This is a genomic window from Arthrobacter sp. 05L44, assembly GCF_056397605.1.
Genome location: NZ_JBFTNS010000001.1, coordinates 660,849 through 674,911, shown reverse-complemented (window position 1 = coordinate 674,911; position 14,063 = coordinate 660,849). Strand labels below are relative to the sequence as shown.

Here is a 14,063-nt window from a genome sequence, read left to right as displayed (position 1 = left end):
CCGGGTACGGCCCGGCTGGGGAGGGGTTGGATGTCAGAGCACGCAGAGGTTGTGGCAAGATCCCTCGATGCCTACGCCGCGCAGCTGACCCGGCTGGCCGGGGCGTCCGCGGCGGTTGAGGGTGCCATCCGGGCCCGGCTGCGCGACGACGGCCTCAACCACCACACCGTCCAGTCCCGGGTCAAGGATCCCGACTCGGTCCGCGCCAAACTGGAACGGCTCACCCCGGACGGCACGCCCAAGTACAGCCGCGGCCTGGAGCAGCTCGATGACCTGATCGGCGTCCGCGTCATCATGTTCCTCGAACCCGACATCGCCGACGTCGCCACCGCCCTCAAGGCGCAGTTCCACTGCCAGGAGGACGACGACAAGACCAGCTCACAGCGCCGGAACGGCCAGATCGGCTACGGCGGCCGGCACCTGATCCTGCGCGTCCCGGACCAGCTGACCCCGGCGGGCTGCGAGCCGTTCGTCGGGCAGCGGTTCGAGGTGCAGATCCGGACCGTCCTCCAGCACGCCTGGGCCGCCTTCGAACACGATGTCCGGTACAAGGGCCGGGTCGAGGCGAGCGCCGAGGTGGACCGGGCCTTCACCATGGCCTCCACGCTGATTGAACTGGCCGACGCGCAGTTCTCGGCCATCAACGACATCGTCAAACGCCGCAAAGCCGAAAGCAGCGCGGCGTTAATCGGCAGCCGGGCCGACCTCACCGGGGAGATCCTGGAGGACCTGCTGACCCGCAGGCTCGCGGACAACCCCAGGAGCCAGGCCCACCAGTACGACCTGCTCGTGGCGCTGCTGGCGGCCAACGGCGTCGAGACAGTGGCGGAAGCGGAGGCGCTCTTCGGGGCCGCCGACTGGTCCGGGGTGTCTACGCAGATGATGTACCGGTTCCCGGCCGGGCACTTCCGGATCGCCGATGACTTCCTGCTGTGGAAGTGGGGCGCGGACTACATCGAGCGGACCAAGTCCCTCGGCGAGGATCCCAAACGCGAGTCCAAGCTGCGCTACCGGCTCGAGAAAATGGCGCACTCAGCCTGAACTTGCGCCTGGCCCTGAGCCTGCGCATGTGACGCAGCATGACCTAGCGTGACCCCGGGTTTCCGCACCATTGAACCCGGTTAGTTCCCCTCCCTAGGGTGAATCCATGACCACTCCGGAACTGTTTTCCAGTGCCTCCCTCGGGGCCTCCCGGGAGCGATGTCGCCGGCGCTGACCCCGCCAGGCCCAAGCCGCACCCCTCCCACGAACAGGATTCCCCCATGTCATCCACACCTGAAAACCCCACGCCCACCGGCACCACCCGGATCGTCGCCGGCGAAACGGCCAAACCGCGGCGCAAGCGCACCGTCGAAATCGGCGTCGCCGTCGGACTGGCACTGCTGATCGGGGCCGGTGCCGCCGTCGCCTCGACCGTTTCCCGCACCAACGACGCCGCCGCCGCGCCGGCCGCTGCCGGACCCGCCACGGAACTGCGGCTCGGCTACTTCGGCAACGTCACCCACGGCCCGGCCCTGGTGGGTGTCAGCAAAGGCTTCATCGCCAAGGAACTGGGCCAGACCAAGCTCAGCACCCAGGTCTTCAACGCCGGCCCGGCCGCGGTGGAGGCCCTGAACGCCGGAGCCATCGACGCCACCTATATCGGGCCCAACCCGGCGATCAACTCCTACGTCAAGAGCAAGGGCGAATCCATCAGCATCATCGCCGGCGCCACGTCCGGCGGCGCGCAACTGGTGGTCCGGCCCGGGATCAACTCGGCCGCCGACCTCAAGGGCAAAACACTCGCCACCCCGCAGCTCGGCGGAACCCAGGACGTGGCCCTTAGGGCCTGGCTGGGCAAGCAGGGGTTCAAGACCTCGACGGACGGCAGCGGCGATGTCACGATCAACCCCACCGAGAACGCCCAGACCCTCAAACTGTTCCAGGACGGCAAGCTCGACGGCGCCTGGTTGCCCGAGCCCTGGGCCTCGCGCCTGGTGCTCCAGGCCGGGGCGAAAGTACTGGTCGATGAGAAAGACCTCTGGGACAAGGGCCAGTTCGTCACCACCATCCTGATCGTCAATAAGAAGTTCGCGGCCGAACACCCCGCTACCGTCCAGGCGCTCCTCAAGGGCCACATCGAATCCGTGGACTGGCTGAACGCAGCGCCGGCCCCGGAAAAGGCCGCCGTCCTCAACGACGCACTCAAGGCAGCCGCGGGCAAGGCGCTGCCTGCCGACGTCATCGACCGGTCCCTGAAGAACATAGTCTTCACCGTCGACCCGCTGGCAGGAACGTACAAGAAGCTGCTGCAGGACGGCGTCGACGCCGGCACCACCAAGCAGGCCGACATCAACGGCATCTTCGATCTGGCCCCGCTCAACAAGGCCCTGGGCGGGAGTGCCGCCGGCAGGAAAGTCTCCGCCGGAGGGCTCGGCACGGACTAGCGTCCCGCCTCCGCCTCCCGTCACGCCCGCACACCGCCTCCTGGCACGCCCGCACACCGCCACAAAAGTAAGGACCAGACCATGCCAGTCGTACTGGAGAACCTGGGGAAGCGCTTCGGCGACGGCGCCCCGGTGCTGGACGGCGTCAACGCCAGCATCGGGCAGGGCGAGTTCGTCGCCCTGCTCGGTGCCTCCGGCTGCGGCAAGTCCACCCTGCTGAACATCATCGCGGGACTGGAGGCGCCGACGTCGGGCGCCCTTGAGGTGCCCAGTGACGGCGCGGCGTTTATGTTCCAGGACGCGGCGCTGTTTCCTTGGCTGACCGCCCGGGAGAACATCGAGCTGGCACTGAAGCTGCGCGGCGTCGGGAAAGCTGACCGCAGGGCCAAGGCGGGGGAGCTGCTGGACCTCGTACACCTTGGCGGTGCCGGCGACAAGCGGCCGCACGAGCTCTCCGGCGGGATGCGGCAGCGGGTGTCCCTGGCCCGCTCCCTGGCGCAGGACCGGCAGCTGCTCCTGATGGACGAGCCCTTCGCCGCCCTCGATGCGATCACCCGCGACCTGCTCCACGACGAACTTGAACGCATCTGGAAGGAAACCGGCCGCACCATCGTCTTCGTCACCCACAACGTCCGCGAGGCCGTCCGGCTGGGCCAGCGTGTACTGCTGCTCTCCTCCCGGCCGGGGCGGGTGGTGCGGGAGTGGCACGTCAGCGAGGAACACCGCACCGACGCCGGACTGGCCGGCCAACTCACCGGCGAAATCACCGCCCGGCTACGCGAGGAGATCCGCCGCCATGCCAAGTAACCAACTTCATGTGGCCGACGCGCAGGCCGGGACCCACAAGGTCACCGCCGCGCTCACCCGGTCCACCGGCGGCCAGGAAGATCTGCGCGCGCTCGAGGCGGGCCTGGATTCCCTGCAGTCCGACGCCGTCCGGAAGGTCCGCATCGACTGGACCCGGATCCTGTTGCCGGTGGCCGCCCTCGCGGTCCTGGTGATCCTGTGGCAGCTGTACGTGTCGCTGGGTTTCAAACGCCGCGACGTTGTGCCGGGGCCGCTGGATGTCGTGGGCCAGATCGGCACACTCTGGGGCGAGGGTAAACTCCAGGAGGCGGTGTTGACATCGCTGCAGCGCGGAGTGGCCGGCTTCCTGATCAGTGTGGTCATCGCCACCCCGGTGGGGCTGCTGCTGGCCCAGGTGGCACCCCTGCGGCGCGCCTTTGGTCCACTGATTTCGGGGCTGCAGGTCTTGCCGTCGGTGGCCTGGGTGCCGGCCGCCATCCTCTGGTTCGGCATCACCGACGCCACCGTCTACTTTGTGGTCTTTATGGGCGCCATCCCCTCGATCATCAACGGGCTGATCTCGGGGGTCGATCAGATCCCGCCGCAATACCGGAGTGTCGGCAAGGTCCTGGGCGCCTCCCGCCTCCAACTGGCCCTGCGCGTCATCCTGCCGGCGGCCCTGCCCGGCTACCTCGGCGGACTCAAGCAGGGTTGGGCGTTCTCCTGGCGCTCCCTGATGGCCGCTGAGATCATCGCCGTCGGCGGCACCATCGGCTTTGGCCTCGGCTCGATGCTGGACCAGGGCCGCGTCCTGTCCGACATGACCATCGTGATGGCCGCGATCCTGCTGATCCTCGGCGTCGGAATCCTCATCGAACTGCTGGTCTTCGGCCCGATCGAGAAGCGCCTGCTCCGGCGCCGGGGACTGCTGGCCGGCAGCACGCGGTAGGTTCGGGCCCGACTGAACAGAGAGCCCGACGGCGAAACTCGCCGTCGGGCTCTCTGTTGCGTACCGTCAGCCGCGGGTCAAAGTGCCGCAGCCGTGGACCTCGAAACCTTTGGCACCCGAAGGGATTGTCACGATCGTCCGGGCCGGACCAAAGTCGTTCGCGATGATCTCTTCAAAGCTGCCCCCCAATCCGCTGAGTGTCGCCCAATAGCAGGAGTCTCCGGCGCCGTACCCGTAGTACGTCCCTGGCAAAATGTCGATGCCGACTCGGTAGGTACCGTCCGCCGTAACTCGGGTGGACCTGGCCCCGGTTGACGGAACGGTGGTCCATGAGCCACAGCCAGAGGTACGGAATCCGACGTCACCAGGGGCGATCTGGACATATGTTCGGGCGGTACCAAAGTAGTTGGCATTGATCTCGTCCAGGCTGCCGTAGAACCCGTTGAGCCTCTCCCAGTAGCATCCGCTACCGGTCCCCGTCGCCTTGTACAACCCCGGCTTGATGCTCGTACCCACTCTGTAAGTACCGTCGCCCCTGAGGACGGTCACCGGCCATACGGGGACCTTCAGCGCCGGACTCATGGTGACCCGCGTTTCAGAGTACGTCCGACTCGCGGACACGCGGACCGTGATGGAACGGCCATTATCCGCCGACGACAGCCGGTACGTGCGGTAGCGGGCGCCTGAGATCGCGACGCCATTGCGGTACCACTGGTAGGAGTAGGCCGACGGGGCCGGCGAGTAGGTGCCCACGTAGGCTGTCAGGGTCGCCCCGAGAGAGGTTGCTCCGGTGACCCTCGGAGCCGTCCGGAGACTAATGAGTGCCTTGCCGACGGTGATCGACCGGGTTGCAGCCGATCGTGTGGTGTATCCGGCTTTGGATACTGTCACTTTCACATTCACCCGGGCACCGATGTAGCCGCTGCTCAGATGAAGGGCGGAACCGGTCCCGCCCCTGACGGCGACGCCGTTCCGATACCACTGGTAACGGATAGTCGAACCGGGCGTCCACCCTTGGGAAATTTTGACTGTCTGCCCGTAGCGGTGGGTTCCGGTTACTGCCAGTGACTTCGTGGCCGCAATCGTGCCGGCTGCAATCGAGCGAGCAGCCGAGAAACGGTCCAGCGTTGTGTAACCGGGCTTGGTTGCCCTCACCCTGACCTTAAGCGACTTGCCGTAATCGAGAGCCGTCGTGGTGTACGTGCGGCTGACGGCGCCCGAGATGGCTCCCGTTCCGCGGTACCACTGGTACGACAATGTTGCACCAGTCGGCGTCCACGTGCCGGCGTTGGCACCCTGCACCTGGCCCACCCTGGCGACACCACTGACGGTCGGGACCGGCGCCGCCGAGAAACTCCCGTTGCCGCCGGTGACTTGGGCTGAGGTGAATTCTACGGAGGTGAAGCCCGGTGCGGACAGCGTCACCTTGGCCCATAGCTTTTGCGCGACGTCGGCAGCGGCGACAATGTAGCTGGGGCCTGTCGCGCCGGCGATGGAGCTAGATCCGCGATACCACTGGTAGCCAACTACGGCGCCCGGTTCAGCATTGCTCCAGGTAGGCCCACTCAGCGACAGTGACTGTCCGACGACCGGCTTGCCGGCTATGGCGGTGTTCCAGCCGGCCCCCACAAATGCCCCTGAACGGACAGTTACCGGTGCGGCGGACTGTTCGGTGCCGGCCCCCTGCGCTTCCAGTGAGGCAAGCACTGTCAGTTGAACCGACTTGGTTGCCATCGACGGATCAATCGGCAACGTGTCACCCTCGCCGACCGGGTGGTCGGCCGCTCGAACCGTGACGCCGTCGATGATCCAGCGGTATTTGATCCAGCCGGCGCCGCTCCATTGGCCCCCCGTTGAGGTGAGAGTTCCACCGGCAACGGGGTCGCCCTCGATGACCGGCGGATTGATGTTTTCCGGAGTAGCGGGCGGATCAACCGCCGGCGTCGTCTCGCCCGGCGGTACCACCGGTGCAGGAGTCGGCTGGTCCGAAACCGTGCTGGTCTCCATCGGCAGCGCCTGCGCTGCCGGAGCCATCAAAAGACCGGCGAGCAGTGCGATGCTCCCGGCCGTGGCTACTGTCCTGGTCATGCCGCCAGGACGCGTCCGATTAAGGACACTTCTATGCAGAGACAACTAAGTCCCCTTCCCCCATTTGAGACCGGCTAGCCCGGTCGGAGTTATTGTAAGGGTGAGCGCCGACACTGACCGGCCGGGGCCGGCGAGGTCGCTCCTTGTGCTCCCGCAGACCTGCACCGCGGGGGCACATTGACACGGACGCGCCGTCATTTCTGCCCCAACGAGGCTGGTCCGCCCGTCAAAGTGCCCCGAACCGGCGTCCGTGCCTGCCTCGGCCCGGCGCGCAACCGCCGCGGCCCACCCCGCATGTGACGCCCCGTTACCCTGCGTGAACTGGTGTTTCCGGACCGTTGTTCCGCCCGATGACGCCGCCCTATCGTCGATGCATGGCTATTCAGGACATTTACCCCACGGCGCTGCGGCTGCTCGGCCGCCCGGTGCTGGTGGTCGGCGGCGGACCCGTCGCCGCCCGCCGCGCCAAGGGACTGCTCGACGCCGGCGCCCTCGTCACAGTGGTCGCCCCGCTCGCCTGCCCCGCCCTGAACGACCTCGCCGCTGCCGGCCTCCTCGACTGGCAGCCGCGCGCCTACCGCAGCTCCGACGTCGACGGCGCCTGGTTCGTGCAGACGGCCACGGGCGACGCCGACGTCGACGCCCGGGTTGCCGCCGACGCCGAAGCCCAGCGCATCTGGTGCGTCAACGCCTCCAACCACGAAGCCTCCGCGGCCTGGACGCCCGCCGTCGCCGTCCTTGACGACGTCAAGATCGCGGTCAACGCCGGGGGAGACCCGCGCCGCGCCATGGCCCTGCGCGACGCCGTCGCCACCGCCCTGGACTCCGGGGACCTGCCGCTGCGGCGGCACAGGCCCGGCGCAGGTGCCGGCACCGGAGCTGGCACCGTGGCCCTCGTCGGCGGCGGCCCCGGGGACACCGGACTCATCACCGTCCGCGGCCGCAGGCTCCTGGGCCAGGCCGACGTCGTGGTCGCCGACCGGCTCGGCCCGCGCGAACTGCTGGCGGAACTGGCGCCCGACGTCCGGGTCATCGAGGTCGGCAAAACCCCCGGCCACCACCCCGTCCCGCAGGCCGAGATCAACCGGATCCTGGTCGAGGAAGCCCGGCAGGGCCACCGGGTGGTCCGGCTCAAGGGCGGCGATCCCTATGTCCTGGGCCGCGGCGGCGAGGAAGCCGAGCACTGCCGGCACCACGGCGTCGAGGTCGAAGTGGTTCCCGGAGTCACATCCGCCGTCTCCGTGCCGGCCGCCGCCGGAATCCCGGTCACGCACCGCGGCCTCGCCAAAGGCTTCAGCGTTGTCACCGGCCACGAGGAGCTCTCCGAAGTTCCCGCCCGGGCCGACCACACCGTGATCCTGCTCATGGGCGTGGGCCAGCTCCGCGATTCCGCGGCCTCGCTGGGACGCGCCGGTTTGCCAGCCGGGACCCCTGTTGGCATCGTAGAGAATGGCTACCTGCCGAATCAGCGGGTGACCATTGGAACGCTCGGGACCATCGCGGATCAGGCGGAGGCGGCCGGCGTCGCGAACCCTGCCGTGATCGTCATTGGCGACGTGGTCCGGGTCAGTCCGTTCGCGCCGTCGCACTTCAAGACCGCGGACTACAGCACCACCTCCCCGAACGAGCCCCGCACTGCCAAGACCCGCGTACTGACCCCCTAACCCCGTCGATTGCTCCGAAACGGCCCTTTTCAGACCCGAAAAGGGCACGTACGGAGCAACGGATGCAGAAGACCAAAGGAACACAGCCGTGTCAACGAACACCCCCGTAGGAACTGCCGCCCGCCCGCTGCGCGTCGCCGTCGTCGGATCCGGCCCCGCCGGTGTCTACGCCGCAGACATCCTGACCAAGAGCGAGGCCGTCAAGAGCGGCGACCTCACGGCCAGCATCGACCTCTTCGACCGCTACCCGGCCCCCTACGGCCTGATCCGCTACGGCGTGGCCCCTGACCACCCGCGCATCAAGGGCATCGTCAACGCCCTGCACAAGGTCCTGGACCGCGGCGACATCCGGTTCTTCGGCAACGTGGACTACGGCACAGACCTCACCCTCGAGGACCTCCGCACGCACTACGACGCCGTCATCTTCGCCACCGGCGCCATCAAGGACGCGGACCTGAACATCCCCGGCATCGAACTCGAGGGCTCCTACGGCGGCGCCGACTTCGTCTCCTGGTACGACGGCCACCCGGACGTGCCCCGCGAGTGGCCGCTGGACGCCAAGGAAGTCGCCGTCATCGGCAACGGCAACGTGGCCCTGGACGTCGCCCGGATGCTCTCCAAGCACGCCGACGACCTCCTGGTCTCCGAAATCCCGGACAACGTCTACGCCGGTCTCAAGGCCTCCCCGGTCACGGACGTCCACGTCTTTGGCCGCCGCGGACCGGCCCAGGTGAAGTTCACGCCCTTGGAGCTGCGCGAACTGTCCCACTCCAAGGACGTCGACATCATCCTCTACGCCGAGGACTTCGAATTCGACGCCGAATCGGACCGGCAGATCCAGGGCAACAACCAGACCAAGACCATGGTGGGCACGCTCACCAACTGGATCGCCGAGCAGCCCGAGGACCTCTCCGAGCTGACCGCCTCCCGCCGGCTGCACCTGCACTTCCTGCACAGCCCGGTTGAGGTCTACGACGACGCCGCCACCCCCGGCCGCGTCGCCGGGATCAAGTTTGAGCGCACCGAACTCGACGGCACCGGCAACGCCCGCGGCACCGGGGAGTTCGTCGACTACCCGGTCCAGGCCGTGTACCGTGCCATCGGCTACTTCGGCTCCGCCCTGCCTGAGGTCGAGTTCGACCACAGCAGGGGCGTGGTCCCGAACGACGGCGGCCGGGTGCTGGACGCCGCCGGCGCCCAGGTGCCCGGCATCTACGCCACCGGCTGGATCAAACGCGGTCCGGTCGGCCTGATCGGGCACACCAAGGGCGACGCGCTGGAAACCGTGACCTACCTGCTGGAAGACCGCGAAACCCTGCCCTTGGCCGCGGCGCCCGCGCCGGAGGCCATCGTCGGGCTGCTGGATGGCCGCGGCGTGCAGTACACCAGCTGGGAAGGCTGGCTGGCGCTGGATGCCCACGAGCGCTCGCTCGGGGAAAAGGCCAGCGCCGAAACCGGCAGCGTCCAGCGCGAACGCATCAAGGTGGTTCCGCGCGGCGACATGGTGGAGATTTCCCGCGGCGGGGTCGCCGCGGAGGTCTAGGCGCCCCGCCGCGCCCTTCGCCGCGTCGGGAAGGCGGCATTCCCGGCAGGTAGTCAGTAGGCTTACCGTCATGGACACCGCCAGGCACCCAGGAACCGGCCGATGAGGCTCCGTCACAGCAACGCGTCCGGCCGCGGCTACCGCCGGGTTCCGGCCGGAACCGGGTTCAGCTACAAGGACCTGGACGGCTCAACCCTGCCGGCCGGCCCGGTCCGGGAGCGCCTGGAGAGCATCGGCATCCCGCCGGCGTGGACCGACGTCTGGATCGCCCCCTACGAGAACGGCCACATCCAGGCGACAGGAGTCGACGCCGTCGGCCGGCGCCAGTACATCTACCATCCGAGCTGGCGGGAGCGGAAAGACCGGCTGAAGTTCGACCGCTCCCTGCAGCTCGCCGAAACCCTGCCCTCCGCACGCCGGCTGGTGACGCTGGACCTGCGCACCGACGGGTTCACCCGCGAACGGGTGCTGGCGGCCGCCTTCCGGATGCTGGACACCGGATCGCTGCGTGTCGGCTCGGAGCGGTACACCAACGAGAACGGCAGCCACGGCCTGGCCACGTTGCTGTGCGCCCACGTCAGGCTGCGCAACGACGAACTCCGGCTCAGCTTCCCCGCCAAGAGCGGGAAAACCTGGGAGTCGAGGATCGACGACGCCGACCTCGCCGCCGTCGTCCGCTCGCTGAAGCGCCGCGGCGGCAACGCCCGCCTGCTGGCCTACAAAAACGGCCGCAGCTGGCACCCGGTGACCAGCGCCGAGATCAACGAGTACGTCAAGGTGCGCACCGGCGGGGACTTCACTGCGAAGGACTTCCGTACCCTGCGCGGGACCGTGGCGGCGGCCATCAGCCTTGCCGACAGCGGACCGCAGACCAAGGTCTCGGCCCGGAAGCGGGCCATCAGCCGGGCCATGGTGGACGCCGCCGCGGTGCTCGGCAACACGCCGTCGATCGCCCGGAAGAGCTACGTGGACCCGCGGCTGCTGGACCACTTCGCGGCCGGCGAAACCATCGACCCGAAGCGCCGGGATTCGGCCGAATCGGAGGTCAGGGCGTTGCTGTACCAGGAGGGCGACGTCGTCCCGCTCCGCTGAGCGGAGCTACATCCAGCCGGGGCTACATCCGGCCGAACCGGGCGCGGACCAGCGCGAAGGCCCCGTAGGCCATAAACCCGGCGCCGATCGCCAGGAGCAGGTACGGGCCGAAGGGGTGGTGCTGCAGCGCCTTGAGGCTGCCGTCGAGCCCGGTGGACGACCCGGGGTCGTGGGTCACCGCCGCCATCACAAACAGCAGGCCGGTCAGCACCAGGGCCAGCCCCTTCGCTACGTGCCCGGCCACACCGAGGACGCTGATGAGATGGCCGCGGTGTGTGCCCTCGAAATGCGCCAGCTCTTCCTTGAACTTCTTGCCCAGGCCCTTGACCACAAAGTAAATCCCGATCCCGCCCACCGTCAGGCCCAGGCCGACCAGCAGCGGAGCGCCCAGGGGCCGGTTCATCAGGGCCTCGCTGAACGCGGCGGTGGACTCGCCCGAATCGCTGCGGAAGCCCAGGGCGAAGTTGGCGAAAGTGAAGCCGATGCTGCCGTACGCGATCGCCAGGAAGCCGGAGGAGACCAGCTTGCCCAGCCGTTGGCCGCGCGGCAGGCGCCGGGCCCGCAGGGTGGCCTCGCTCAGCTGCCACACTGCCAGACCCGCGCATCCGACGCAGCACAGCCACATCACGGCAGGTCCCCACGGGTTCGCGGCAAGCTGCTCAATTGCGCCGGTCGGCTCGGCCTGACCCGGCGCGCCGAGCACCAGCGCGACCGCGATCGCGCCGATTACCACGTGGAGCAGTGCCATTACGGCGAAGCCCCAGCGGGCGATGACGTCCAGCACCTTGCTGTTGGAGGCGGCCTCGGCGGCGTCGGCAGCCTCCCCGATGGCGGCCTCGGGGGAGTGCGCCGCGGCACCGCCCGGCAGGTCCTTGCTCAACGGTGTTCTCCCATGGCCACGAGCTTACGCGCCGCGGGCACCCGCTTCCGCCTTGGTGCTAAGTGTGCTTACTATGTCCGTGGTGCGTGCCCGCAGCTGGCGGCACCACTTTCGAATTCGACGTCGCACGATAGGAAGCTCACCATGTCAGGTAACCTCGTAGCCCGATCCATCCACGACCTCACCGCCGGCGCCTGGTTCGGCGGTTCGCTGATGGGCGCCATTGGGCTGAATGGCGCCACGGCAGAGGCCAAGGATCCCGCCGAGCGGACCCGCCTCTCCAGCCTCGGCTGGAAGAAGTGGGCCCCGTACCAGACGGCGGCCTTCGGCGCGCACTTCCTCTCCGGTCTCGCGATCATGTGGGAGAACAAGGGCCGGATGGCCAAGCAGGACGGAGTCACCCGGCTGAGCATTTACAAGTCGGTGGTCACCCTGGCCGGCGCCGCCGTCACCCTCTACGCCGGCATGCAGGGCGCCAAGGTGGAGAAGCTTGCGGCCGAGGGGGCCGAAGGCGCCACCGAGCCCAAGCCGGGCGCCTCCGACGAGCTGCGTTCCGCGCAGCAGCAGCTGAAAATCCTGCAGTGGGCCATTCCGGTCTTCGCCGGCTGGGTTGTTGTCCTCGGCGCCAAGCACGGCGAAATGCAGCGGCCCAAGAACGTCTTCAAGGGCCTGTCCCGCTAGACGGACCGGATCCAGTCCGCGCAGGCATCAAGGTTGCGGTGGACGCTTTCGACGGCGGCGGCTTCGTCACGGCCGGCGATGGCGTCCACCAGCTCCCCGTGCCCCTCATCGGGGAGCCCGTTGAAGCCGTCCCGACGCTGCTGGCGGAGCAGGTCCCGGTGGAATACCCCGCCGAAGCTGACGTAGAGCTCGTGCAGCAGCGGGTTGGCTGACGCCTGCGCCACCATGATATGGAAGTCCCAATCCGCCTGCGCCCAGCCGGCGAAGTCGCCAGCCAGCCAGGCCGCGCTGCGCTGCGCCAGGAGTATCCCCATCGCCGTAACATCCGCGTCGGTGGCATGGCGGGCCGCGAGCCGGGCGGCCTGGGTGTCCAGGCCCACCCGGACCTCCAGGATGTGGGCCTGGGAATGGTCCTGGTACATCCGCTGCGCCGCGCCGGAGATTTCGCTGGTGGCGCGCACGTACGTTCCGTCACCCTGCCGGACCTCAAGCATCCCGCTGTGGGCGAGGGCCTTGATGGACTCCCGCAAGGTCCCCCGCGAGACTCCCAGAGCCGCCATCAGCTCCGGCTCGGCGGGAATCCGCTGCTGCAGCGGCCACTCCCCGGAGTGGATCGAGGCGCGCAGTTTGGCGGTCACTTCTTCGGCCAGCGGAGCCCGGTGCGGTGCGCCCGGTGTCTTCATTGCCCGGCTTCCTTAGGTGTTCCGGCCTTTGTTGCCGCCCGTCCGGCAGGGTGCCGGCCAGCTCCTGCCGTGAGCAGCTGCCCGACGGCGATCTGGCCCAGGGCGATGGCGAACAGCAGTGCCAGCGGGAGCGTCCAGGCGCCTGTGGCGCTGTGCAGCAGTCCCATGCCGAACGGGCCGACGGTAGCCAGCAGGTAGCCGGCCGACTGGGCCACGGTGGAGAGCGCCGTCGTCTCGGCCGGGGTCCGTCCGCTGCGGCTGATCATCACCATGACCAACGGGAAGATCCCGAGCCCGAAGCCGAGGAGGACGGCCGTCAGCGCTGCCCAGGAAACAGGCAGGACCAGCATCGCCAGGACTCCCAGTGCCATCGTCATCGTCGCCAGGTGGAAGGCCAGGCGCAGCCTCCGGGGGCGGGAGCCGATGGCGACGAGGATCATTCCGGCAGGGACCGAGACCAGCTGCATCAGGCCGAACATCAGCCCGCTCTCGGAAGTGGTTAGGCCGCGGGTGGCCAGCAGATACGGGAACCAGCTCAGCACGGCGTAGGCCAGGAGCGCCTGGACCGTGAAGCCGAGCGTGATCAGCACTCCGGTGCGGGTCCGCAGCAACGGCCACGGCGAGATCCGGCCGGCCTTGGCTGCCGGAGCGTTGCGGTGCGCGTGCACGGCAATCGGCAGGAAGCCCAGGCACGCGGACAGCGCCAGGATGCCGATGGTGCCCAGGCCGGCCGACGGCGACCCGAGCTGCTGGGCCGCCGGGACGATCAGCATGGCCACCACTGTGGCGCCGGTGGTCATTGTCACCGTGTACACGGCCGTCATCAGGGATGTCCGGTCGGCGAAGTGGGTGCGGATGAAGGACGGCATCGCGACGTTGCACACCGCCAGGCCGGACATGCCCACCACGGTGCCGGCCAGCAGCATCCCGGTGGAGGGGACACCGCGCAGCAGCAGGCCCCCGGCGAGCATGGCCAGCGAGAGCAGGATGGCCTTTTCGAGGCCCAGGTGCCGGGTCAGCCAGGAGGTGGCGGCCCCCGCCACAGCGAAGCACAGGGTGGGGATCGAGGGGAGCAGTGCGGCGATCAGCGGCCCGTAGCCGAGGACCTGCTGCAGTTCGTGGAACAGGGCCGCGGCCCCGGTGATGCCGGCGCGCAGGTTGAGCCCGATCAGGACGAGTGCCACGACGCCAGCCACCACCACGCCGCGCGGGCGGGGGGTCCCCGGTTGAACGGGCGGGGAAGCGACGGGTGCCGCAGTGTTGCTAACCAT

The 14,063-nt window shown here is 68.6% G+C and carries 12 protein-coding genes; 8 read left to right on the top strand and 4 right to left on the bottom strand.

Translation table 11 applies throughout. The features are described 5' to 3' along the window. The first annotated feature begins 30 nt into the window (after positions 1-30). From AC1DHY_RS03140 to AC1DHY_RS03125, 4 genes are all read left to right on the top strand, one after another. On the top strand, positions 31-1,041 hold the full coding sequence (locus tag AC1DHY_RS03140; RefSeq protein ID WP_476878532.1) for a GTP pyrophosphokinase: 1,011 nt from the start codon (positions 31-33) through the stop codon (positions 1,039-1,041). A 221-nt stretch (positions 1,042-1,262) separates the two neighbouring features. Beyond that, positions 1,263-2,426, top strand: coding sequence for an ABC transporter substrate-binding protein (locus tag AC1DHY_RS03135; protein ID WP_476903137.1), 1,164 nt, complete (start codon positions 1,263-1,265; stop codon positions 2,424-2,426). Positions 2,427-2,507: 81 nt separating this feature from the next. Next, positions 2,508-3,233: an ABC transporter ATP-binding protein gene (locus tag AC1DHY_RS03130; RefSeq protein ID WP_476878534.1), complete on the top strand. Its 726-nt coding sequence runs from the start codon at positions 2,508-2,510 to the stop codon at positions 3,231-3,233. Beyond that, positions 3,223-4,161 carry an ABC transporter permease gene (locus tag AC1DHY_RS03125; protein WP_476903136.1) on the top strand — a complete coding sequence of 313 codons (939 nt, stop codon included), beginning with the start codon at positions 3,223-3,225 and terminating at the stop codon, positions 4,159-4,161. Before AC1DHY_RS03130 ends, AC1DHY_RS03125 begins: the two co-directional genes overlap by 11 nt. 66 nt (positions 4,162-4,227) lie before the next feature. On the opposite strand, the gene AC1DHY_RS03120 is transcribed toward AC1DHY_RS03125, so the two are convergent. Beyond that, positions 4,228-6,249 (bottom strand): hypothetical protein, encoded by a 2,022-nt coding sequence (locus tag AC1DHY_RS03120; RefSeq protein WP_476903135.1) that lies wholly within the window; start codon positions 6,247-6,249, stop codon positions 4,228-4,230. 374 nt (positions 6,250-6,623) lie between these two features. Here AC1DHY_RS03120 and cobA point away from each other — a divergent pair, with 374 nt between their 5' ends. The 3 genes from cobA (at position 6,624) to AC1DHY_RS03105 (ending at position 10,548) form a co-directional block, all read left to right on the top strand. Further along, the gene (gene cobA, locus AC1DHY_RS03115) at positions 6,624-7,913 is read left to right on the top strand and encodes a uroporphyrinogen-III C-methyltransferase (protein ID WP_476903134.1); all 1,290 of its coding nucleotides are present in this window, start codon (positions 6,624-6,626) and stop codon (positions 7,911-7,913) included. 88 nt (positions 7,914-8,001) lie between these two features. Next, positions 8,002-9,456, top strand: a complete 1,455-nt coding sequence (locus tag AC1DHY_RS03110) for an FAD-dependent oxidoreductase (protein ID WP_476878735.1) — start codon at positions 8,002-8,004, stop codon at positions 9,454-9,456. Positions 9,457-9,558: 102 nt separating this feature from the next. Continuing rightward, a complete protein-coding gene (locus AC1DHY_RS03105; protein ID WP_476903133.1) occupies positions 9,559-10,548 on the top strand; it encodes a DNA topoisomerase IB in 990 nt (329 codons plus the stop codon). 22 nt (positions 10,549-10,570) lie between these two features. Here the strand turns inward: AC1DHY_RS03105 and AC1DHY_RS03100 are convergent, their stop codons facing one another. Further along, positions 10,571-11,428: a DUF1206 domain-containing protein gene (locus AC1DHY_RS03100; protein WP_476878737.1), complete on the bottom strand. Its 858-nt coding sequence runs from the start codon at positions 11,426-11,428 to the stop codon at positions 10,571-10,573. Positions 11,429-11,572: 144 nt separating this feature from the next. Here AC1DHY_RS03100 and AC1DHY_RS03095 point away from each other — a divergent pair, with 144 nt between their 5' ends. Next, positions 11,573-12,109, top strand: coding sequence for a hypothetical protein (locus tag AC1DHY_RS03095; protein ID WP_476878738.1), 537 nt, complete (start codon positions 11,573-11,575; stop codon positions 12,107-12,109). Here the strand turns inward: AC1DHY_RS03095 and AC1DHY_RS03090 are convergent. Next, positions 12,106-12,792 (bottom strand): FadR/GntR family transcriptional regulator, encoded by a 687-nt coding sequence (locus AC1DHY_RS03090; protein ID WP_476903132.1) that lies wholly within the window; start codon positions 12,790-12,792, stop codon positions 12,106-12,108. The two genes, AC1DHY_RS03095 and AC1DHY_RS03090, sit on opposite strands and share 4 nt — an antisense overlap. Continuing rightward, positions 12,789-14,063 (bottom strand): MFS transporter, encoded by a 1,275-nt coding sequence (locus AC1DHY_RS03085; RefSeq protein WP_476878740.1) that lies wholly within the window; start codon positions 14,061-14,063, stop codon positions 12,789-12,791. Before AC1DHY_RS03085 ends, AC1DHY_RS03090 begins: the two co-directional genes overlap by 4 nt.

Coding starts and splice junctions, on each gene's coding strand:
- AC1DHY_RS03140 (WP_476878532.1), top strand. CDS start 31: ATGTCAGAGCACGCAGAGGTTGTGGCAAGATCCCTCGATGCCTACGCC.
- AC1DHY_RS03135 (WP_476903137.1), top strand. CDS start 1,263: ATGTCATCCACACCTGAAAACCCCACGCCCACCGGCACCACCCGGATC.
- AC1DHY_RS03130 (WP_476878534.1), top strand. CDS start 2,508: ATGCCAGTCGTACTGGAGAACCTGGGGAAGCGCTTCGGCGACGGCGCC.
- AC1DHY_RS03125 (WP_476903136.1), top strand. CDS start 3,223: ATGCCAAGTAACCAACTTCATGTGGCCGACGCGCAGGCCGGGACCCAC.
- AC1DHY_RS03120 (WP_476903135.1), bottom strand. CDS start 6,249: ATGACCAGGACAGTAGCCACGGCCGGGAGCATCGCACTGCTCGCCGGT.
- cobA (WP_476903134.1), top strand. CDS start 6,624: ATGGCTATTCAGGACATTTACCCCACGGCGCTGCGGCTGCTCGGCCGC.
- AC1DHY_RS03105 (WP_476903133.1), top strand. CDS start 9,559: ATGAGGCTCCGTCACAGCAACGCGTCCGGCCGCGGCTACCGCCGGGTT.
- AC1DHY_RS03095 (WP_476878738.1), top strand. CDS start 11,573: ATGTCAGGTAACCTCGTAGCCCGATCCATCCACGACCTCACCGCCGGC.
- AC1DHY_RS03090 (WP_476903132.1), bottom strand. CDS start 12,792: ATGAAGACACCGGGCGCACCGCACCGGGCTCCGCTGGCCGAAGAAGTG.
- AC1DHY_RS03085 (WP_476878740.1), bottom strand. CDS start 14,063: ATGGTTAGCAACACTGCGGCACCCGTCGCTTCCCCGCCCGTTCAACCG.